This window comes from Methylomagnum ishizawai, from assembly GCF_019670005.1.
Classification (GTDB): Bacteria; Pseudomonadota; Gammaproteobacteria; order Methylococcales; family Methylococcaceae; genus Methylomagnum; species Methylomagnum ishizawai.
Genome location: NZ_AP019783.1, coordinates 1,585,793 through 1,607,807, shown reverse-complemented (window position 1 = coordinate 1,607,807; position 22,015 = coordinate 1,585,793). Strand labels below are relative to the sequence as shown.

Sequence of the window (22,015 nt, the reverse complement as noted above, 5' to 3'; positions counted from 1 at the left end):
ATGCCCTTTTTGTTGGGACAGGAAATCCAAACCCATAATTCCGAAAAAAAAGCAAGGAACTATTCACCGTTTTCCCACGATTTTCTGCCACCGGGATGTGCTATAACGCTGGCCGGTCATGGGGCTGGCTCGCTGTCCGGGATATGGGTATTTTGGGGTGGGCCATGCCTATGTTAAATGACATAGTTGATGGTTTATCACTTTGCAATGTGGGGCATTTTATGGCTAAGCAACTTTGGGATGGTGAAGATTATGCGATGGTGGGCTGGGTGGGGGCGCAGGGCGTCATCAATGGCACCAGTGGGAACGATACGCTGAATGGTACAAGCGGAAACGATACGCTTAATGGACTGGCAGGCAACGACACGCTCTACGGCAACGAGGGCAACGACAGCCTGAACGGTGGCGCGGGCAACGACACGCTCTACGCGGGCTACGACAACGACACGCTGGACGGCGGGGCGGGCGACGACTACCTGTCCGGCTCGTCGGGGGACGACACCTATATCTTCGCCAAAGGCTACGGCCACGACACCATCAACGAGAGTTCGGACTACGCCTACGGCGGCAACGACATCCTGCAACTGAATGGCCTCAAACAAGCCGATGTGGCTTTCCAGAAGGTCAACGCCTGGGACTTGCAGGTCACGGTCAAGGCCACGGGCGAGACCGTCACCATCCAAAACGAATTCAGCACGCCCTACGGCGACGACTTTGGCCTTGCGATTGAAAGCCTCGTCTTCGCCGACGGCGCGGCGTTGAACCTCGACCAGTTGAACGTGCTGGCGGAAGTGGGCAGCGCGGGCAACGACACCCTGTGGGGTTGGCGGGCCAACGACACCTTGGATGGCGGGGCGGGCGACGACGCGCTCTACGGCAGCAACGGCGACGACAGCCTGATCGGCGGAACGGGGAACGACGAACTGCACGGAGACTTCGGCAAGGACACCCTGTCGGGCGGCGCGGGCAACGACACGCTCTACGCGGGCTACGACAACGACACGCTGGACGGCGGGGCGGGCGACGACTACCTGTCCGGCTCGTCGGGGGACGACACCTATATCTTCGCCAAAGGCTACGGCCACGACACCATCAACGAGAGTTCGGACTACGCCTACGGCGGCAACGACATCCTGCAACTGAACGGCCTCAAACAAGCCGATGTGGCTTTCCAGAAGGTCAACGCCTGGGACTTGCAGGTCACGGTCAAGGCCACGGGCGAGACCGTCACCATCCAAAACGAATTCAGCACGCCCTACGGCGACGACTTTGGCCTTGCGATTGAAAGCCTCGTCTTCGCCGACGGCACGGCGTTGACCCTCGACCAGTTGAACGTGCTGGCGGATATTGGCGGTTCGGGCGATGACACCCTGTGGGGCTGGCGGGCCAGCGACACACTCAGCGGCAATGGCGGCAACGACACGCTCTACGGCAACGAAGGCAACGACAGCCTGAACGGTGGCGCGGGCAACGACACTCTTTATGGCTACTACGACAACGACACGCTGGACGGCGGGGCGGGCGACGACTACCTGGAAGGCGGCGATGGCAACGATACTTACCAATTCAGTTCGGGCGACGGCCAGGACACCATCAATGATTACAGCCACAGTGACACCGTCCAATTCAACAACATTAAACTAACCGACTTGACCAGTGTCATCCGCAACGGCGACAACTTGGTTATCGGTTATGGCGCGACCGACCAACTGACCGTACAAAACCAATTTTCCGGGGATACCGGCTACCGGATCGAAACCTTCAAATTCACCGGCAGCGACACCCTCACCAACTTCGTCATCGGCGACAACACCAACAACACCCTCACCGGCACCACCGCCAACGACGCCCTCAACGGCCTGGGCGGAGCCGACAACCTGGCGGGCGGCAAGGGCAACGATCTGTACTTCGTGGACAACAGCGCCGATGTCATCACCGAAAACCCCGGCGCAGGCACCGACACCGTGCTATCCAGCGTCAACTACACCCTCCCCGCCAACGTCGAAAACCTCGCCCTCCTGGCGGGCGCGGCGACCGCCACCGGCAACAGCCTCGCCAACCAAATCACCGGCAACAGCGCCAACAACACCCTCGACGGTGGCCAGGGCGCGGATATCCTGGCGGGCGGCCAGGGCGGCGACACCTATCTGGTGGATAACATGGGCGACAGCGTGATCGAAAACCCCCTATCCGGGCTGGACACCATCAAAAGCGCCATCGACTACACCCTCGGGGCCAACCTCGAAAACCTCATCCTCACCGGCACCGCCCTCGTCGCCACCGGCAACAGCCTCGCCAACCAGATCACCGGCAACAGCGCCAACAACACCCTGGACGGCGCCCAGGGTGCGGATACCCTCGCGGGCGGCGCGGGCAACGACGTTTATACCGTGGACCACACCAGCGATATCATCAAGGAAAACACGGGCGAAGGCACCGACGGCGTACAAAGCAATGTCACCTACGCCCTCCCGGTCAACGTCGAAACCCTCATCCTGACCGGCAGCGCCAACCTCAAAGCCACCGGCAACAGCCTCGCCAACATCCTCACCGGCAACGGCGGCAACAATATCCTGGACGGTGCCCAAGGCGCGGATTCGCTCGTGGGCGGCGCGGGCAACGACACCTACCTCGTCGATAACCCCGGCGATGTGGTCAAGGAAAACCCCGGCGCAGGCACCGACACGGTGAAAAGCGCCCTCAACCACACCCTCGGAGCCAACCTCGAAAACCTGATCCTGACCGGCAGCGCCGCCACCGGCACCGGCAACAGCCTCGCCAACCAGATTACCGGCAACAGCGGCAACAACAGCCTCGACGGCGGGACCGGGGCCGACACCCTCGCGGGCGGCGCGGGCGACGACACCTATGTCGTGGACGCTACGGGAGACGCCATCACCGAAAACGCGGGCGAAGGCACCGACACCGTGCTGAGCGCCATCGACTACACCCTCGGGGCCAACCTCGAAAACCTGATCCTGACCGGCAGCGCCGCCACCGGCACCGGCAATAGCCTCGCCAACCAGATTACCGGCAACAGCGGCAACAACAGCCTCGACGGCGGGACCGGGGCCGACACCCTCGCGGGCGGCGCGGGCAACGACACCTATTCCGTCGATAATCCCGGCGATGTGGTCAAGGAAAACACGGGCGAAGGCACAGATACCGCGCTGAGCGCCATCGACTACGCCCTCCCCGACAACCTCGAAAACCTGATCCTGACCGGCACCGCCGCTACCGGCACCGGAAACAGCCTCGCCAACCAAATCACCGGCGACGACCTCGCCAACACCCTCGACGGGGGCCAGGGCGCAGACAGCCTCGCGGGCGGCAAGGGAGCGGACATCTACCTCGTGGACAACCTGGGCGACAGCGTGGTCGAAAATCCCCTATCCGGGCTGGACACGGTCAAAAGCGCGGTCGCCTACACCCTCGGGGCCAACCTCGAAAACCTGGTCCTGACCAGCAGCGCCGCCACCGGCACCGGCAACAGCCTCGCCAACCAAATCACCGGCAACACCGCCAGCAACCGCCTGGATGGCGGCGTGGGCGACGACCGGCTGAACGGCGGGGCGGGCATGGATAGCCTCCAGGGCGGTGCCGGGTCGGACAGCTTTGTGTTCACCAACGCCAGCGGCGGCGCGGATACGGTGCTCGACTTCCTCTCCGGTACCGACCATCTCGTCTTCGCCGACACCGCCACCGGCCAGAAGATCGGCAACGGCAACCATATCGTCGATGGCGGCGTCGCGGTCGTGGGGCCGGGCGGTTTCTCCAACGCCGCCGAATTGGTGATCGTCACCAAGAACATCGCCGGAGCCATCACCACGGCTTCCGCCGCCGCGGATATCGGCTCCGCCACCAGCGCCTACGCCACCGGCAACGTCCGCCTGTTCGCCGTGGACAACGGCACCGACAGCGCCTTGTTCCTCTTCAAGTCGGCCGGCGCGGACGCTACCGTCAGCGCCGCCGAATTGACCCTGGTCGGCACCTTGCAAGGCACGGCTTCCACCACGCTGGCGGATTACGCCTTCGCCTGAGGCCGGAACAAGGCTTTTAAGCTTGTTTTAAGCCACGCCGCCCTAACATCCCCCCCGTGAATGGCACTACCTGAAGGAAGCACTTAGCCGGTTCCCCGCGAACCGGCTTTTTTTCGCCCGCATCCCGGCGGTTGTGGCTATGATGGCAAACGCCACGCCATGCCCCCGGAAGGAGACTGCCCATGCCCAGCCGGTACATCCTGCCCGTCCTATTGTGCCTCTGCCTCGCCGCCATCGCCCAAGCCGGGCCGCTGCCCCCAGGCCAAGTGCCCGACGCCCTCAAGCCCTGGATCGATTGGGCGCTCTGGGACTACCCCGACCGCAATTGTCCACCGATGCCCGGCGTGGACGGAGAGCGCCCCTGCGTCTGGCCGGCCCGGTTGGCGCTGGACCTGGACGAACACGGCGGGCGGTTCGAACTGCGGGTCCAGGTCTACGCCCCCGGCTGGGTGGCGCTGCCGGGCGCCGCGGAACATTGGCCGGGCGCGGTCGAGGCCGACGGCCAGCCGGCGGCGCTGGAAGCGCAAGACGACCGCCCCGGCCTGCGCCTCGCGCCCGGCACGCATACCGTGACCGGGCGCTACACCTGGGACGCCTTACCGGAAAGCCTGCCCCTGCCCGCCCACACCGGCCTGGTCCAACTCAGCCTCAAGGGCAAGCCGGTCCCGATCCCGGCCTTCAACGACGACGGCGCGTTGTGGATCCACGACGAAGGCGCGGCCAAACCCACCGAAATCGCCGACACCCTGGCGCTCAAGGTCTACCGCCGCATCGACGACGGCGTCCCGGTCCAAATCACCACCCATCTCGACCTAGACATCGCGGGCCGTCCCCGCGAGTTGCTGCTACAAGGCGCGGTGCTGGACCACGCCATCCCGCTACGGGTGGATAGCCCCCTGCCCGCCCGCTTGGAACCGGATGGCCGCCTGCGGGTCCAGGCCCGGCCCGGCCATTGGAGCCTGGACATCATCACCCGCCAGCCCGGCGAAGTCGCCGAATTGAAACCGGGCACGCCCGCCGAACCCTGGCCCGCCGAGGAAATCTGGGCCTATGCCGCCGACCCCGGCATCCGGCTGGCCGAGATCGCGGGCGTCCCGGCCCTCGATCCGCGCCAGACCGAATTACCCGAAGCTTGGAAACACCTGCCCGCCTACCACCTGGAACCGGGCGCGGCCATGGTCTTCAAAACCCTCCGCCGCGGCGACCCGGACCCCGAACCCGACAGCCTCGACCTGCACCGCCGCCTGTGGCTGGATTTCGACGGCCACGGCTACACCGTCAACGACCAGATCGGCGGGCGCATGACCCAGGGTTGGCGCTTGAACGCGGGCCAGGGGCTGGACCTGGGCCGCGTGTCCCTGGACGGCGAACCGCAATCCATCACCCGCGACACCACCGGCGGCGGCATCGGCGTGGAAGTGCGGCGGGGCGAACTCGCCCTGTCCGCCGATGGCCGCTTGCCGGGTTCCTCCGCGCTGCCGGTCTCGGGTTGGGACCGGGATTTCCGGCAGGTGGACGCCGAATTGAACCTACCGCCCGGCTGGCGCTTGCTGGCCGCGACCGGGGTGGACCAAGCGCCCGGCTCCTGGATCGCCCGGTGGACCCTGCTGGATTTGTTCATTGTCTTGATCGCGGCCCTGGCGGTGGCGCAGTTGTGGGGCTGGCCCTGGGCCGGGCTGGCCGTGGCGGGGCTGGCCCTGTCCTGGCACGAACCGGACGCGCCGCGCTATATCTGGCTGCATGTGCTGGCGGCGGTGGCTTTGGCGCGGAACCTGCCGGAGGGACGGGCGCGGTGGGTGGCGGGCGGGTACCGGAATCTGGCCGCGCTGGCCCTGGCCTTGATCGCCCTGCCGTTCATGGCGGAGCGCATCCGGGTGGGGCTTTATCCGCAGTTGGAATATCCCTGGCTGGCGCAAGCGGCCCCCGCCGCGCAAGCCGAATTGGCGGCACCCGCCCAGCAGCCCGTCGAAGAAGCGGCTCCCACGGCCGGGGCCACGCTGGACCGGACATTCCGGGCCATGAGCAAAGCGGAACGGCTTTCCGCCCCCGCCACACCGGCCGCCGCGCCTCCGGCCCACCCCTCCCGCGCCATCGATCCCGACGCCATCACCCAAACCGGCCCCGGCCTACCGGAATGGCGCTGGACCACGATCCCCTTGACCTGGAACGGCCCCGTCACCCGCGCCCAGGAGATGCGCCTATTCCTGCTGCCGCCCGCCGCCAACCTGGTGTTGAACCTGCTGGAAGTATCGCTAACGCTGGGCTTGGCCGGATTGCTGGTATGGGGCAAGCCGGGGCCGGGGCCGCGTCCATCCGGGCCGGGCGGCGCGGTGCCGCCGCGCCCGTCGCTTCCGTTCCTGCTGATTCCACTACTGCTGTTCCTGCCCGAAGCCAAGGCCGAGATTCCCAGCCCGGAGCTATTGGAAACCCTCCGCGACCGCCTGTTGGCCCCGCCCGATTGCCAACCGCGCTGCGCGGAAATCCCGCTATTGCGGCTGGAAACCACGCCCGGCGAACTCCGGCAAATCCTCGACATCACCAGCGCCGCCCAAACCGCCGTGCCCCTGCCCGCCCAACCGGGGCAATGGTCGCCGTCGCGGGCCGAGGTCGATGGCAAAGCGGCGCACAGCCTGTTCCGCGACGAGCAAGGCACGCTGTGGCTGGGCTTGGAACCGGGGCGGCACCGCCTGGTCCTGGCCGGTCCCTTGCCGCCCCGCGAACAAATCGCCTTGCCCTTGCCGCTCAAGCCGCGCCGGGTCGAGGCCGCCGGCACCGGCTGGACGGTTGCGGGCATCGGCGACAACGGCGTTCCCGAGCAACAATTGCAATTGATCCGCGCCATCGGTAGCCAGGGCGCGGAAGCCACGCCGACCCTGGAAGCCCGGCCCTTGCCGCCTTTCCTGGAAGTGCGCCGCGTGCTGCGGCTGGGCTTGGCGTGGCGGGTGGAAACCTGGGTCCAACGGCGATCCCCGGCGGATAGCCCGGTGGCGGTGGAGATTCCCCTGTTGCCCGGCGAATCGGTGGTCACGGGCGGTCTGCGGGTGAAGGATGGCAAGCTGCTGGCGAACCTGTTGCCCGGACAAACCCAGCTGTCCTGGGAGTCGGTGCTGGAACCCAAGCCAACCCTGACCTTGACCGCACCCAACACCACGGCCTGGACCGAATCCTGGCAGGCCGATGTCAGCCCGATCTGGCATATGGGCAGCGAGGGGCTGGCCGTGGTCCATCACCAAAATCCGGCGGGTGCCTGGCTGCCGGAGTGGCGGCCCTGGCCGGGCGAATCCGTGACCTTGCGGCTCTCGCGCCCCGTGGGGATTCCGGGCCGGACGCTGACGCTGGACGCCAGCGAATTGCGGCTGGCTCCGGGCCAACGCGCCACCGAAGCCACGCTGACCCTGCGCCTGCGCAGTTCCCAGGGCGGACGCCACGACCTGGAATTGCCGGAAGCCGCCGTCCTGCAATCGGTCAGCATCGACGGCACCCCGCAACCCATCCGCCCGCAAGGCCGGACGGTTTCCCTGCCCCTGCATCCCGGCACCCAGACGGCGACCCTGGTTTGGCGCGACGACCACGGCATCGCCACCCACCTCGCCGCCCCGGAACTGGACTTGGGCGCGCCCAGCGTCAACGCCAGCACCCAGATCGACCTGGGACCGGACCGCTGGGTCTTGCTGCTGGGCGGGCCTATGCTGGGACCGGCGGTATTGTTCTGGGGCGCGCTGTTGTTGATCCTGCTGCTGGCCTACGGGCTGGGGCGGATGCCGCTGTCGCCGCTGCGGTTTTGGCAATGGGCGCTGCTGCTGGTGGGCTTGAGCCAGATTTCCGCGCTCGGCGGGATACTGGTGGTGGCCTGGCTGTTGGCCCTGGCTTGGCGGGAACGGTCCGGGCGGACGCTGGGGGACCGGGGGTTCAAGGCGCTGCAAATTGGGCTGGCCCTATTGACCCTGGCGGCCTTGGCCAGCCTGCTGGAAGCGGTGCAGCAAGGCTTGCTGGGATTGCCCGAGATGCAGGTCGCGGGCAATGGCTCCGACGCCTATCATCTGCATTGGTACCAAGACCGGGCGGAGTCCCGGCCACCCCGGCCCTGGGTGGTTTCCGCGCCCTTGTGGCTGTACCGGGGGCTGATGCTGGCCTGGGCGCTGTGGTTGGCCTACGCGCTGTTGGATTGGCTGCGTTGGGGCTGGACAGCCTACGCGGCGGATGGATGGTGGCGGACCCGGCCCCAGGCCGACCCACCGGAGCCGTAGGAATCCAGGGGCGGCAGCAGAAAACCGGGCCACCGGATTCCGCCGCGCCGCATCCGGGCTATCCGTTATCTCCGGCACCGGCGGCGTAACAGCGGTCCCGCCCGGCGCGTTTGGCTTCCAGCAAGGCCGCGTCGGCCCGCAGCAAGGTCTCGTGATAGCCCTCGCCATCGCGCCGCCGGGCCAGGCCGATACTGACCGTGATCGGCAATTCGACCCCGTCCGCCGCCACCCGCAAGCGGCGCACCCCTGCCAACAAGCGCTCCGCCACGCCCGTGGCCGCCGCGGCGTCGATCCCCGGCAGCAAGGCCAGGAATTCCTCGCCGCCCCAACGCCCGCATATATCCCCTTCCCGCAAGCCCTCTTTCAAAGTCCGCGCCAGCGCCACCAACACCCGGTCCCCGGTCTCGTGGCCGTGATCGTCGTTGACGCGCTTGAAGCGGTCGGCGTCGATCACCGCCAAGGCATAATCCCCGCCCCGCCCATCCTCCTGCTTCATGCACTCGGTCAATAGCCGCCGGTTGGGGAGGCCGGTCAGGGCGTCGTGGGTGGACGCCTCCTTCAGCGCGTTGTTGAGGTCTTGCAGCATGCCCTGGTAGCGGTCGGAAATGCGGGTGATCTTCTCGATCTGGCGCAACTGCCGGTTGTAGCGCTCCGTCATCGAGCGGGCCTGTTCCTGGGCGATGTTCTGGTAGCGGTCGGAAATGTGGGTGACGCGCTCCAACCGGGCGAGTTGCTCGCGGGTATGCTTCCAGAGCAAGGCCAACGCCTCCCGCAAGGGATGCCCCTGGTATTGCTCGTCCGCCAACAAGGCTTCGACCAGCTTCTCGAAGGAATCATCCTGGCGGTGCGGGGACATCTCACTCACCCAAGGGGAGGATTTGGAACGGGAAGGTATAATCCTCTTTGAAATCCCCCGCCAATTCCGCCACCCTTTCATTGCGGTGGTCGTAGAACCAGCGCAAATCCACCGCTTGGCCCCGCCCGTGGGCCGCCTCCAAAACATCGAGGATATCGATCATGGCGCGGATGCTGCTGGTATTGAGATAGACCAGGGATAACTCCACCCGCAAAGCGCGGCTCCCGTCGGATAGGAAATTTTCCACCCAACCGATCACCCGGTCGAAAATCTCGAAGGTATTTTCGGGATAGGAATCCCCGCGCAGGCTCAAAACCCCCGCGTCCCAATCGCCCCGGATTTCGGGCGTGGACTGGGTGCCGTCGATGGACAAGTCTTTGGATTGGTCGCTCATGGCCGTGTGCCGGATCAAATGATTGCGCGGAGGCTGAAGAAGGCCCGGCCCGAACCCAGCTCGTCGAGGCTGGCCTCCAGGGGTTCGCTGGCTTTGCGGGCGATTTCGATCAGGCCGAGCCCGGCCCCGGTGGCGGCGGCCCCCGGTTCTCGGGGCTTGCGGAGTTGTTCTTTGTAGACGGCTTTGAGCTGGGTCTTATCGAGGGTGGCGAGGGTTTCGACGCGGGCCTTCAAGGCCGCGCCATCGGCCATTTCCACCAGGTTGCCCGCCGACACCGTGTAATGCCCCCGCTCGTCGTTGGCGATCACCACCGTGGCCGTGGCCTCGGCCTCGCCATAGCCATGGCTGAGCGCGTAATGGCGGATATTCTGGCTCATCTCGATATAGACGCTGAACACATCCATCACCGCCGCGGCCCGGACCTCGGCGGATTGGAGATAATTGCGCAGGGCGTTGCCGATTTCCTCGATCAAACTCCGGGAAATCGGGCCGTTGAAGCAAATCAGGATATTCTCGCCATTGAAGCGTTCCCGCAAGGAATATAGGCTGGGATTTTTCATGGTTCGCACCGGGTTGGATGGATCATACGGTGAGCCGGAAGGATAACAGGGTGATATCGTCGCGCTGGGCGAGTTCCCCCCGGTAACGGGAGAGCACCTCGTTGAACGCGGCCCCTTGCTCGGCCAAGGGCAGGCGGGCATGTTCGCGCAGCATCGCGGCGAAGCGGCCACCGCCGAAGCCGAAGCCATGCTCCCCACCGGCCTGGTCGAGGAAACCATCCGTGGTCAGGTAATAGGTGCGGTCTTCACGCCAATCCAGGTCGTGGTCCCGGTAGGTGCCGGGGCGGCGGTCGGCCAGGGCCCGCCGTTCGCCCGCGACCTCGCCCACCGCCGCGCCATCGCTCCAATACAGGCCGATCTTGGCCCCGGCAAAGCGCAGGGTCCGCGCCGTCCGGTCCAGGTGGACCAATCCGACATCCATGCTGGTCGCCACCGTCCGCGTGAGATGGGCGTCGGCCAACATGGCCCGCATCACCTCGTCGGTCTTGGCGAGGACGGCGGCGGGCGATGCGATACCGGTCTGATAGATGGCGCGGTCGATGCCGGCGCGGGCCAGCATGGTCATCATCGCCCCCGGCACGCCATGCCCGGCACAATCGCCGATGCCGATCAAATAGCGCCCCCCCTCGCCATGGAACACATAGAAATCGCCGCCCACCCGGTCCTTGGGTTGCCACAACACGCAATGGTCCTCGGCGAAGACCCGCAGCAACTGGCGTTCGGGCAGGATGGTGCGCTGCAACAAGCGGGCGTAGTCGATGGAATCGTCGATCTGCTTATGGGCGGTGGCCATACCCCGGTTGGCGGCGTCGGCGGCCTTGAGCGCCTCGGACATCCTATCCAGCGCCGCGTTGAACGCCGCCGTCAAGCGCCCAACCTCGTCGCCGGAATAGACGGTCAAGCGCCCATCCCAATGGCCGTCGGCGATGCGGTGGGCCTCCTCCGCCAGCGAGGTCAAGGGATTGACGATATAGCGGCGGATGATCTGGTAGGAAGCGACGGCGGACATCCCCATCAGGATGACCAACAGGATGGTGAGGTCCAGCCATTGCTCCTGGACCTGGGTGTCGAGCCGGACCTGGCGCTGGGTGCGGGCGTCCAACAGGTCGTAGGCCGCGCCGATGGAGCGCATGATCCCGGCCTTGGCCGCGTGGTAGGCCGCATCGTACAGCAGGCGCTGGGCCAGGGCCGGGTCGGGCGGGCCCCGTACCGTGAATCCGCCTCGCGCGTCCACGAACACACCCTTGACGGCGTTGATGGCGGTGGCCTCGACCTTGAGCAATTGGCCGATATCGGCCTCGGCTTGGGTGAACTGGGCGATTTCCTGGGGCGAAAACCCGAGCCGCTCCATGCGCCGGGCCAAGGGTACCTGGGTCGCCGGGGGATCGGCCTGGAAACCGGGGTCCGCCACCGCGCTATCCCAATACAGGGCCGCGTAACCCTGGGGACGGGGCTGTTCGCCATTGCGGATGGCGAGGATATCCCAATAGCGCCGCTCCCATACCGGGTCGCCGGTCACCGCGTAGGTCCGGGCGAGGCGGCTCAAAGCATCCGAGCTTTGCCGGAGTTCGTCGGCCAGGAGATAGGACTGGTAGCGCAATAGGTGGGTCTGGTGCAATTTCTGGGCGGCGTTCAGCAACAGCATCGAACTGGCGACCAAAGCCACCAGGACCATGCCGTTGAAGAAGGCGATCAGCGCGAAACTGCGCTGTATCGACAAGGTCCGCCCCGCCTGCTGCTCCGAGAGGCTGAGCGTTCTGAATTTACCGGGGGAAATATTCACGCTGCGGAGATGATTGCCAGGGCTCGACGAGGATATTACAGAATCCACCCCCCCTGTATAAGCCCTCCAATCCGGGAACGATCCATGTTCCAAGGGTAAATCGAGGGACCGCGCAGCGGAAACCTGTCGCAATCCGGCCTGGGGATCGCGGCGCAACCGCCATGGCCCCGCCCGGCCCCGTAGGCGAGGATAGCCTGGGGAAGACCGCCCCGCCAACGTCTACCGTCCCGCAGGCCGCGCGGCCCGCAGCCGAACATGGCCATTGATGCCGACAAAAACGCCGAGTTTCAGCCGTAAAAAAACCCAGACAAGCCAGGCTTATCTGGGCCATCGCGATGGCCGGATAAAGCAACATGGGCGGCTTTATCCGGCACTATCGAGTTAGGCGCTTACGGGTGCAGAGCGGCGAACGCGGGTGGCCATACCAGCGAGGCCCGCGCCCAATAAGAGCAAGGTGGCGGGTTCTGGCACAACGCTCAAAACCGCATTACCAGAAGTAGTAGACCCTACTTTGATTAAAGCCCAGTTTATGCTGGCACCGGTATCCTCACAGGTATTACCCCCGGTGTTGCAACCGCCCGCCTGGGTGCCCGTCAGCGTACCGGCATGATAAATACCAGAAACGATTACATTTAAAAATGTAGCAGTCTGCGTCACTATCTGATAGGCGGAGGGCGTGAAAGTACCAAATCCACTGGGACCGGAGATGGCGAAACTACCCAAGGTCGCGGTCCCAGCATTAATGTGGAGGATATATGGATTAGGGGTTACGGAGGTAACGGTGGGGCTGATAGGGGCAAGGTCTCCTGTAGGAGGAATAAGACTATTAACCACGAGAGGGGAGAAAGTCACATTTCCAGGATTGGATAAATCGGTTCCCGAGATGGTGAACGACGTCCCGCCCAAAGATGCGCTCCCGTTGACGAAAGCCAGTCCCGCATGGGAGGCATCGGCAAAAGCGAGCGCGCTTATTGCCATCAATGAGCCAGCAAAGATTTTTTTCATAGCTGCTTTTCCTAAGATTTTACTGAGATTTGGTCTCCTAGTACGCTAAGGCGCAGGAGAGCTTTAAACATCAACTTCCGGCTGTAACCGTATCCGTTTGGATCGCGCAAGCCCGCCGCCGCATAGCTGCCAAGGAACGTGCCGGTGGGTAGGCGCAACGGCCATCAAGACCACATGCAACGATTGCTCCAACTCGAAGATTTCCAGGATATAAAGGGTCAAATCACCGATAAACTTGCCGTTCGCCCCACTCCGCTTATACGCTTGGCATCGCGTCTTGCCTGCATTGTAAAATTTTTCATAATTCGAGATTTGGGAGATACGGCACAGAAATATGGTACCAGCATAAGATAAAGAGCCGCCAGAGAAATGTAGACAGAAACCAGCATCACCCATGGCCATTAAAACAGGCGGGCGGCGTCAAAAACCATCGAGCGCTCGGCCAAATCCGGCCATGAGGTGCCAAGCCAAGCTACGCAAGGCATTTACGCTGTGACATAAGTATTAAACGCGGCGGTTGGCAATCCGCCGATACCACGCCTGCGGGCCTTATTCCCAAGCCCGCCAGACCCGCCCTAGGCATGCCGCCCAACAGGGCCAGACTCGCTCGAACCCGCCCGCCATATCGCTTGCGCCCACCGATGGCCGTACCGTTTTCGCTACGCACCGCATCAGGCACTAAGCCGGAGCGCCATCCTCCCTATCGCCGGAACCGGGGCGGCAGTATTTTGCCAAGAATGTGGTCGAGGCCGCGTAAGCCCTTGCCCAGCGGGGTGCCCGCGAGCCACAGGCCCGCGCCGACCCCCGCCGTATTAGCCACCATATCGGCCGGATCGAAGGTCCGGAACCCGCCCAAGCCCTGGAGGCATTCGAGCGCGATTCCGAGGGCCAGCAGGAATACCGGCCAGCGCCCATGCCTCGCGAACGCCTGCCGGAACCAAAACATGAGGCAGGCATAGGCGAACAGATGCTGGGCCTTGTCCCAGCCCAGGAGGGCGGGAGGCTGGGGCGGATGGGGTATCAAGCTGAGCCAGGCGACGGCGAAGGCCATGCCCCAAGCCATCGCTTGCCAAAGGCGGGTGTAACGCAAGCCATCGCCATAGCGGCTTGGCCGGAATGAGGGTGGGTCGGTTTGCATCGGGTTCGTTCATTCCATCGAACAACGGGCATAAAAAAACCCGGTCGAACCGGGCTTCTTTATATGGCGTCCCCAGGGGGATTCGAACCCCCGTCGCCGCCGTGAAAGGGCGGTGTCCTAGGCCTCTAGACGATGGGGACTTGGACTTGGTATCACAATTTGGTGGAGCCAGGGAGGATCGAACTCCCGACCTCTACAATGCCATTGTAGCGCTCTCCCAGCTGAGCTATGGCCCCACTGCGCTGTGAGTCCGAGAATAATATAGGAGCCCGGACCGCTTGTCTAGCTTTTTTTTGCGATAAATTCCAAGGCGTGGTCGATCCGCGCCAGGGTCTGGTTTTGACCCAACAATTCCAGGGTGGTGTCGATGGGCGGCGAAACCGCCGTGCCGGACACCGCCACCCGCAAGGGCTGGGCGACATTGCCCATCTTCACGCCCAGGGCTTCCGCCGTCGCCGCCACGGTTTCATGGATGGCGGCCTTGCCCCAAGGCATCAACCCGGCCAGGTTTTCCCGCAGGGCTTCGAGCGCCGTAGCGGCGGCAGGTGTCAGGTTCTTGTGGGCGGCTTTCTCGTCGTATTGCTCGAACTCGCGGTAGAAAAACTCGCTGGCCTTCGCCATTTCCACCAAGGTTTTGCAGCGCTCGCGCTGGGCCTTGACGATCTCCACCGGGTCCGGGCCGGCGCTGGGATCGATACCGAGTTGTCCCAGGTGCCAAGATAGATGGCGGGCCACATGCGCCGGGTCGCCATGCATCAAATAATGGTGGTTCAACCACAGCAGCTTGTCCGGGTTGAAGGTCGAGGCCGAATGGTTGATGGCGTCGATATCGAAGAGTTGGATCATCTCGTCGATGGAGAAAATCTCCTGGTCGCCATGGGACCAGCCCAGCCGCACCAGATAATTCAGCACCGCTTCCGGCAAATAGCCATCGTCGCGGTATTGCATGACGCTGACCGCGCCGTGCCGCTTGGAGAGCCGCGCCCCGTCCGCGCCCAGGATCATCGGCACATGGGCATAATGCGGAATATCCGCGCCCAGGGCCGCCAGGATATTCATCTGCCGCGGGGTGTTGTTCAGATGGTCGTCGCCACGGATGACATGGGTGATATTCATATCGTGGTCGTCCACCACCACGGTGAAGTTATAGGTGGGCGAACCATCGGAACGGGCGATGATGAGATCGTCCAATTCGCCGTTCTTGACCACCACCCGGCCCCGCACCCAATCTTCGATCACCACCTCGCCCTCGTCCGGGTTGTGGAAACGCACCACCGGGGGCACGCCTTCGCGGGGTTCGGCGCGGTGGCGGCAACGGCCATCGTAGCGGGGCTTTTCCTTCTTCTCCATTTGCTCGGCCCGCATCGCGTCCAATTCCTCTTTGGTGCAATAGCAGTGGTAGGCCTTGCCCTGGTCCAGCAATTGTTGGATCACCGCCTTATAGCGGTCGAAGCGGTGGGTCTGGTAGAACGGCCCTTCGTCGTATTCCAGGCCCAGCCAGGTCATGCCTTCGAGGATGGCGTTGACCGATTCGGCGGTGGAGCGTTCGAGGTCGGTGTCCTCGATGCGGAGGACGAAGGTGCCGCCGTGCTTGCGGGCGTAGAGCCAGGAAAACAGCGCGGTGCGGGCACCGCCGATGTGGAGGTAGCCGGTGGGGCTGGGGGCGAAACGGGTGCGTATCGTGGTCATCGTCATGCCTGAGTGCTTGAAACGAATCGGCGCCCGCTGGGAGCGCCGATGGTGGGAATCGAGCGGCATGATACCACTCGGGCGGGGACTGTTTGACCGTGGGTGCCGGTGCCCGCCCCTACCCGCGCACGCGGACTATAACCACTGCACGAACATCCAATACAGGAAAGCCGACAGGGTGATCGCCGCCGGCAGGGTCAACACCCAGGCCAGCATCAGGTTGCGGAGGGTGGCGGATTGCAAGCCGGCACCGCTCACCGCCATGGTGCCGGCCACGCCCGAGGACAGCACATGGGTGGTGGACACCGGCAAGCCGAAGGCATCGGCCTCGCCGATGGTCAGCATCGCCACCACCTCGGCCACGGCCCCCTGGCCATAGGTCAGGTGGCTCTTGCCGATCTTCTCCCCCACCGTGACCACGATGCGCTTCCAGCCCACCATCGTCCCCAAGCCCAGCGCGATGGCCACCGCCACCTTCACCCAGGTCGGGATGAATTTGGTGGCCGCGTCGATGGATTGTTTGAACGCATGTAGATGTTCCCTGGCGTCGGTCTCCAGCGCCGTCGCGCCGGATTTTTCCAACAAGCGGATGGTTTCCGAAACCAAGTACATATCGTTGCGGACATTGGTCACCGCCGCCGCCGGCATCTGGTCGAGATGGCCGTGCCGCTTCACCTGGACGCCGATATCCCCGGCCAGGGCCGCCAGGGCCGGTAGGGTTTCCGGCGTTGGCCGACGGGTGCGTACGTAATCGGTCAATACGGCGTGCGGATCGGCGGGCGCCGGGCCGGGGGCCGCTTCCGCCACGGCCCGCTGGGTGGCCTGCGCCAGGGCGACGAACTGGGTCATCTGGTCGACCGGCATGGCGTGGTTCAAGGCGTAGGCGGTCGGCACCGTGCCCACCAGGATCAGCATGATGAGGCCCATGCCCTTCTGGCCATCGTTGGAACCATGGGCGAAGGAAACCCCGGTACAGGTCAGGATCAACAGGCTGCGCACCCACCAGGGCGGCGGCTGCCGGTCCTGGGGTTGTTGGTAGAGTTCGGGGTGTTTCACCAGCGCCCGCAACACCAGCAGCAGCAACGCGGCACAACAGAAACCGATGATCGGCGACAGCAGCAGGGAATACCCCACCTTGGCGAGTTGCGACCAATCCACGCCGCCGGTGCCGTCGCGCCCATGCATCAGCGCGTTGGCGACCCCGACGCCGACGATGGAACCGACCATGGTATGCGAGGACGAGGCGGGCAAACCCAGCCACCAGGTGCCGAGGTTCCAAATAATGGCGGCGATCAGCAAGGCGAACACCATCGCGAACCCGGCGCTGGAACCGACCTGTAGGATCAATTCCACCGGCAACAGCGCGATGATGCCGAAAGCCACCGTGCCGCTGGATACCAGGACGCCGAGGAAGTTGAAAGCGCCCGACCATAGCACGGCGACCGGCGGCGGCAGGGAATGGGTGTAGATCACCGTGGCCACGGCGTTGGCGGTGTCGTGGAAGCCGTTGACGAACTCGAAGCCCAGGGCGATGAACAAGGCGACCCCCAGCAGCAGGAAGGGTAGCCAAGTGAGGGTGCCGACACTGGGGGCGGTCACATCGTGGAAAAGGTTGTAGCCGGTGAACAGCAGGCCACCGACCAACAGCCCGAGGAAAGCCAAGCCGGTGGCCGGGCGCGCCCGTTGGTCGAGGTCGGGGTGGCCCGTGGCCGGGGCGGCGGCTATGGAGGAGCTATCGCTATTCATCGTCTTGACCATGATTTTGAAAACAAATGGTCCGCTCGCTGGCTCCCAAGCAGAGCTTGCGAACCAGCGCACGGGTCGCCCTATCCTGCGAGATTAACCTTCCACCCTGGACGCAGGCGTCGCCCGCGTCTTCGACCACTGCCGCAGCGCCTTGATCTGCTCCTCCATGGTCCGCGACAAGGGCACCATGCGCCCGGTGACATGGGTGATATCCTTCTCGGCCAATTCCCGGCCCTCGCTCTGGGCGCGGATACGCGACGATTTCACCGCCTGCTCGATCTCGGCCCCGCTCCAATCCTTGGTCAAAGCCGACAGGAAGTTCATGTTCAAAGCTTCGGGATCGACCCCGTAGTTTCTGAGGTGGATACCCCAAATCGCCCGCCGCTCCTCGTCGCTGGGCAAATCCAGGAAGAATAACTCGTCGAAACGGCCTTTACGGATGATTTCCGCCGGGAGTTTCTGGATGCGGTTGGCGGTGGCGACCACGAACACGCTGGGCGGCTTTTCCTGCATCCAGGTCAGGAAGCTGGAAAAGATGCTGTTATTGCCGCCGCTGCTGCCCGACATTTCGTCATAGCCGAAGCTGTTTTCCATCTCGTCGATCCACAGCACGATGGGCGAGATATTCTGGGCCACCTTCACCGCGTGGTCGAAGGCATACTCGGGCGAACCATACGCGCCCGACATCACCAAGTTCATATCCAGGCGCACCAGCGGTAGGTTCCAGGCGCTGGCGATGACCTTGGCCGCCATACTCTTGCCGCAACCGCTCACCCCCATGAACAAAATACCGGCGGGTAAAGGCGCTCCCGCATCGAACGCCTGTTTATTGAACAGGGATTTGCGGCTCAATACCCACTCTTTCAGAATATCCAAGCCGCCGACCTTATCCACCGGGATGATTTTCGGCACGAACTGCAAACAGCCCTCTTTGAGCAAGGAGAGGGTTTTTTCCTCGTAGATTTCCGGCAGGGCGCTCTCGATATCGAAGCGCTTTTCGCGGATCAAGCGCAATAATAAATGCCGCACCTCGTTCAAGGTCATGCCCTTCATGGCGTTGGCGGCGCGGAAAAACCAATCCTCCGAGAAACTACCCTTCAATTCCAGCTTGGCATCCACCGCCTTGAGATATTCCAGGATTTCGGCCTCGCCGGGACTGCCCAAATCCACCATGAACACCTGGTCCTTCAAGCCTTCCGGCAACTTCAGCTCGGGATAGGAAATGAAGACGGCGCGGTTCTTGTCGCCAAGCTCGGTATAAAGATCGCGCAGGCCGCGCAAGACCAAGGGCTGGCTATCGAACAGGGCGGGCAAATCCTTGAGCAGGAAAAACCCATCCTGTTCGGCGTTGAGGATGGCGTTCAAAGCCTGCAAGGGATCGTTATGGGCCAGTTCCTTTTTCCCCAGGTTGCGGAAGCCCCGCGAGGCCGACCAGGACACCACCGGGCGGTTGTCCTGGTAGTGCATCCTGGAAACATGGCCGAGGACGCTTTCCAGCCGCTCCTCCTCCCGGCACAGCACATAGAACAGGGGATAGCGGGACGACAGTCCTTTCTTGATGCGGGCGATGAGTTCGTCGTTCATGGCGATTTCCGAATGGCGTGGGACGCTATATGCTCTCAGATTCGAGGGCCGCGCTTGTAAAAAAAATCGCGGCCCGGACAGAGCGGGACACCCAGCCCGCCGCTTACAACCCAAGCCCCAGCGAGTCAGCTATGAACACTCCAAATCCCGTAGCCATCCGCCAAACCCAACTCTTGATCGATGGCGTCTGGCAGGACGCCGCCAGCGGCAAGACCTTCGAGACCCTGAATCCCGCCACCGGCGAAGTCATCGCCCGCGTGGCCGAGGGCGACAAGGCCGACGTGGACCGCGCCGTCGCAGCCGCCCGCCACGCCTTCGAAAAAGGCCCGTGGCGCAAGATGGACGCCCGCGAACGCGGACGCCTCATGTACCGGCTGGCCGATCTGATGGAGCGACACATCGACGAACTGGCCGCGCTGGAAACCCTGGACAACGGCAAGCCCATCCGTGACAGCCGCAATGCCGACCTGCCCCTGGCCATCGATTGCCTGCGCTATTACGCCGGTTGGGCCGACAAGCTGGAAGGCAAGACCATCCCCATCCGCGGCAACCACTTCACCTATACCCGGCACGAGCCGGTGGGCGTGGTGGGACAGATCATCCCCTGGAATTTCCCGCTGTTGATGCTGGCTTGGAAATGGGGTCCGGCGCTGGCGGCGGGTTGCACCATCGTGATGAAGACCGCCGAACAGACGCCGCTGTCGGCGCTGCGGATGGGCGAATTAGCCATGGAAGCGGGCTTCCCGCCGGGGGTCATCAACCTGATTTCCGGCTTCGGGCCGACGGCGGGCGCGGCCATCGCCGAACACATGGACATCGACAAGGTGGCGTTCACCGGCTCGACCGAGGTCGGCAAGATCATCATGCAGGCCGCCGCCCGCTCCAACTTGAAGCGCGTCACCCTGGAACTCGGCGGCAAAAGCCCGAACATCGTGTTCGCCGACAGCGACCTGGATGCCGCCGTCGAGGGCGCGTTCTTCGGGCTGTTCTTCAACCAAGGGCAATGCTGCTGCGCGGGTTCGCGGCTGTTCGTGGAACAGAAGGTCTACGACGAATTCGTGGAGCGGGTCGCCACCCGCACCGCCCGGCAAATCGTGGGCAACCCCTTCGATCCCAACACCACCCAAGGCCCGCAGGTCAGCCAGGAGCAATTCGACAAGATCATGGGTTATATCCAAACGGGCCGGGAGCAGGGCGCGAAGTTGGTGCGCGGCGGCGGGCGGGTCGGCGAGCGCGGTTATTTCATCGAGCCGACGGTGTTCGCCGATGTGGACGACGGGATGACCATTGCACAAGAGGAAATCTTCGGGCCGGTGCTGTCGGTGATTCCGTTCAAGGATGTGGACGAGGTGATCGCCCGCGGTAATTGCACGCTGTACGGCCTCGCCGCCGCCGTGTGGACGCGGGATATCGGCAAGGCCCACCGCCTCGCCGCCGAGTTGAAGGCCGGGACGGTGTGGGTGAATTGCTATGACGTGTTCGACGCCGCCGCGCCGTTCGGCGGGTTCAAGATGTCGGGGATCGGGCGGGAATTGGGCAGCTATGCCTTGGAGAATTATATCGAGGTCAAGACGGTGACGGTGGCTTTATAAAATCTTGGATTTCCCGCCATTCCACACACCAGTAATGGCGGGAAAACCCACCACGCTAACCCTTATCCACCCAGGCGATTATGTATATCAGCCGGATCACCTTAAAGAACATCCGTGGCTTCACGGAATTGGATTTCGACCTGACCCGAGATGGCGGACGCTATGCTGGCTGGACCGTATTCACTGGGGATAATGGTTCCGGGAAAAGCACGCTGCTCAAAGCCATCGCCATCGGCCTGACCGGGAAGGATACCGCCAGGGCTTTACAACCCAGTTTTCATCGCTGGATTCGTGAAGGTGCCAACGATGAAGAAGCTTCCATCCAACTCGAAGTCGTCCGTTGCCCGGATGATGACGCCATCTCCGACCCGGGCAGGAATCCTCCGATAAAATTCCCCGCCAAAATCTTATTGGAAAATGGAGGAAAAGAGCCGTTGCTGCAAACCGCCATTCCTGAAAAGAAACCTAAAAATTACTCTGCCCCTCAACGCAGTATATGGTCATTGGACGCCAAAGGCTGGTTTTGCTGCGGTTACGGACCTTTCCGCAGGGTATTCGGTGCTTCGTCGGACGCGGCAAGGCAAATGGTCGCCCCCATGACCGAGCGTTTTGTCACTTTGTTTCAAGAAGCAGCTTCTTTAGTCGAAGTCGATCTATGGCTCAGGAACCTGAACCACAAGGCACTGGAAAACAAGGCGGCGGAAAAGGCGCAATTGGAATTGTTGCTGCAACTGCTCAACGATGATTTGATGCCCAATCAAATCAGCGCGGATCGGGTCGATTCAGATGGATTATGGCTTAAGGATAGAAACGGGATCAGGTTGGCCTGGAGCGAAATGAGCGATGGTTATCGTGCCGCCTTGGCCTTGCTGGCCGATATAGTCCGGCATTTAATCAACAAATATGGCAGCGATGGTTTATTCGATACAATCGACGGCAAGGTTATCATCAAGCGCAGCGGCGTGGTTTTAATAGACGAAATCGACGCCCATCTGCACCCGGAATGGCAACGGGAAATCGGTTTTTGGCTGACCCGGCATTTTCCGAATATCCAATTCCTCGTCACCAGCCATAGCCCATTGATTTGCCAAGCGGCGGACCCCAATGGGCTCTTCGTCCTGCCGGAACCGGGCAACGACGAACGGCCACGCGCCTTAACCCCCGAAGAATATCAAAAAGTGGTTATATCCAGGCCCGATACGATTCTACTTAGTCCGGCATTCAATCTAAAAAATACCCGCTCGCCCCGTGTGGTCGAAAACCGGGCTGAGTATTCCAAGTTGCAAGCCAAAAAGCGTGGCGGCGGAAGCTTCACCAAGGAAGAAGAAAGCCGGTTCAAGCAACTCGAAATATTCGCCAAGAATCCCGAGGAACTATAAAC

General features: G+C 63.3%; 13 protein-coding genes and 2 tRNA genes. 4 read left to right on the top strand and 11 right to left on the bottom strand.

What is annotated here, in order from left to right; translation table 11 throughout:
* Window positions 1–221: 221 nt before the first annotated feature.
* A complete protein-coding gene (locus K5658_RS07435) occupies window positions 222–4,040 on the top strand; it encodes a beta strand repeat-containing protein (RefSeq protein ID WP_221066312.1) in 3,819 nt (1,272 codons plus the stop codon).
* A gap of 182 nt (window positions 4,041–4,222) precedes the next feature.
* Complete coding sequence (locus K5658_RS07430; protein ID WP_221066311.1) at window positions 4,223–8,287, top strand: hypothetical protein; 4,065 nt, start codon at window positions 4,223–4,225, stop codon at window positions 8,285–8,287.
* Between the two features lie 58 nt (window positions 8,288–8,345).
* Here the strand turns inward: K5658_RS07430 and siaD are convergent, their stop codons facing one another.
* From siaD to K5658_RS07375, 11 genes are all read right to left on the bottom strand, one after another.
* The gene (gene siaD / locus K5658_RS07425; RefSeq protein WP_221066310.1) at window positions 8,346–9,143 is read right to left on the bottom strand and encodes a biofilm regulation diguanylate cyclase SiaD; all 798 of its coding nucleotides are present in this window, start codon (window positions 9,141–9,143) and stop codon (window positions 8,346–8,348) included.
* 1 nt (window position 9,144) lies between these two features.
* Complete coding sequence (gene siaC / locus K5658_RS07420; RefSeq protein ID WP_221066309.1) at window positions 9,145–9,537, bottom strand: biofilm regulation phosphoprotein SiaC; 393 nt, start codon at window positions 9,535–9,537, stop codon at window positions 9,145–9,147.
* 14 nt (window positions 9,538–9,551) lie between these two features.
* Window positions 9,552–10,097 (bottom strand): biofilm regulation protein kinase SiaB, encoded by a 546-nt coding sequence (gene siaB, locus K5658_RS07415; protein ID WP_221066308.1) that lies wholly within the window; start codon window positions 10,095–10,097, stop codon window positions 9,552–9,554.
* A 22-nt stretch (window positions 10,098–10,119) separates the two neighbouring features.
* Window positions 10,120–11,880: a SpoIIE family protein phosphatase gene (locus tag K5658_RS07410; RefSeq protein ID WP_221066307.1), complete on the bottom strand. Its 1,761-nt coding sequence runs from the start codon at window positions 11,878–11,880 to the stop codon at window positions 10,120–10,122.
* A gap of 381 nt (window positions 11,881–12,261) precedes the next feature.
* Window positions 12,262–12,885: a PEP-CTERM sorting domain-containing protein gene (locus K5658_RS07405; RefSeq protein ID WP_221066306.1), complete on the bottom strand. Its 624-nt coding sequence runs from the start codon at window positions 12,883–12,885 to the stop codon at window positions 12,262–12,264.
* Between the two features lie 700 nt (window positions 12,886–13,585).
* A complete protein-coding gene (locus K5658_RS07400) occupies window positions 13,586–13,975 on the bottom strand; it encodes a VanZ family protein (RefSeq protein ID WP_221066305.1) in 390 nt (129 codons plus the stop codon).
* A 112-nt stretch (window positions 13,976–14,087) separates the two neighbouring features.
* Window positions 14,088–14,163: transfer RNA gene (locus tag K5658_RS07395), tRNA-Glu, on the bottom strand.
* Window positions 14,164–14,183: 20 nt separating this feature from the next.
* Window positions 14,184–14,259, bottom strand: a tRNA-Ala gene (locus K5658_RS07390).
* 46 nt (window positions 14,260–14,305) lie between these two features.
* Complete coding sequence (gene gltX, locus K5658_RS07385; protein WP_221066304.1) at window positions 14,306–15,712, bottom strand: glutamate--tRNA ligase; 1,407 nt, start codon at window positions 15,710–15,712, stop codon at window positions 14,306–14,308.
* Window positions 15,713–15,847: 135 nt separating this feature from the next.
* Window positions 15,848–17,458 (bottom strand): inorganic phosphate transporter, encoded by a 1,611-nt coding sequence (locus tag K5658_RS07380; RefSeq protein ID WP_221066303.1) that lies wholly within the window; start codon window positions 17,456–17,458, stop codon window positions 15,848–15,850.
* Window positions 17,459–17,551: 93 nt separating this feature from the next.
* Entirely contained in the window at window positions 17,552–19,042 is a 1,491-nt protein-coding gene (locus K5658_RS07375; RefSeq protein WP_221066302.1) for an AAA family ATPase, read from the bottom strand.
* 131 nt (window positions 19,043–19,173) lie between these two features.
* Between K5658_RS07375 and K5658_RS07370 the strand changes: the two genes are divergently transcribed.
* Both K5658_RS07370 and K5658_RS07365 read left to right on the top strand, forming a co-directional pair.
* Entirely contained in the window at window positions 19,174–20,634 is a 1,461-nt protein-coding gene (locus K5658_RS07370) for an aldehyde dehydrogenase family protein (RefSeq protein ID WP_221066301.1), read from the top strand.
* Between the two features lie 80 nt (window positions 20,635–20,714).
* Window positions 20,715–22,013 (top strand): AAA family ATPase, encoded by a 1,299-nt coding sequence (locus K5658_RS07365; RefSeq protein ID WP_221066300.1) that lies wholly within the window; start codon window positions 20,715–20,717, stop codon window positions 22,011–22,013.
* The last annotated feature ends 2 nt before the right edge of the window (window positions 22,014–22,015 follow it).

What these genes read in the sequence shown, in the direction of transcription:
- K5658_RS07435 (WP_221066312.1), top strand. Translation starts at nt 222, where the DNA reads ATGGCTAAGCAACTTTGGGATGGTGAAGATTATGCGATGGTGGGCTGG.
- K5658_RS07430 (WP_221066311.1), top strand. Translation starts at nt 4,223, where the DNA reads ATGCCCAGCCGGTACATCCTGCCCGTCCTATTGTGCCTCTGCCTCGCC.
- siaD (WP_221066310.1), bottom strand. Translation starts at nt 9,143, where the DNA reads ATGTCCCCGCACCGCCAGGATGATTCCTTCGAGAAGCTGGTCGAAGCC.
- siaC (WP_221066309.1), bottom strand. Translation starts at nt 9,537, where the DNA reads ATGAGCGACCAATCCAAAGACTTGTCCATCGACGGCACCCAGTCCACG.
- siaB (WP_221066308.1), bottom strand. Translation starts at nt 10,097, where the DNA reads ATGAAAAATCCCAGCCTATATTCCTTGCGGGAACGCTTCAATGGCGAG.
- K5658_RS07405 (WP_221066306.1), bottom strand. Translation starts at nt 12,885, where the DNA reads ATGAAAAAAATCTTTGCTGGCTCATTGATGGCAATAAGCGCGCTCGCT.
- gltX (WP_221066304.1), bottom strand. Translation starts at nt 15,712, where the DNA reads ATGACCACGATACGCACCCGTTTCGCCCCCAGCCCCACCGGCTACCTC.
- K5658_RS07380 (WP_221066303.1), bottom strand. Translation starts at nt 17,458, where the DNA reads ATGAATAGCGATAGCTCCTCCATAGCCGCCGCCCCGGCCACGGGCCAC.
- K5658_RS07375 (WP_221066302.1), bottom strand. Translation starts at nt 19,042, where the DNA reads ATGAACGACGAACTCATCGCCCGCATCAAGAAAGGACTGTCGTCCCGC.
- K5658_RS07370 (WP_221066301.1), top strand. Translation starts at nt 19,174, where the DNA reads ATGAACACTCCAAATCCCGTAGCCATCCGCCAAACCCAACTCTTGATC.
- K5658_RS07365 (WP_221066300.1), top strand. Translation starts at nt 20,715, where the DNA reads ATGTATATCAGCCGGATCACCTTAAAGAACATCCGTGGCTTCACGGAA.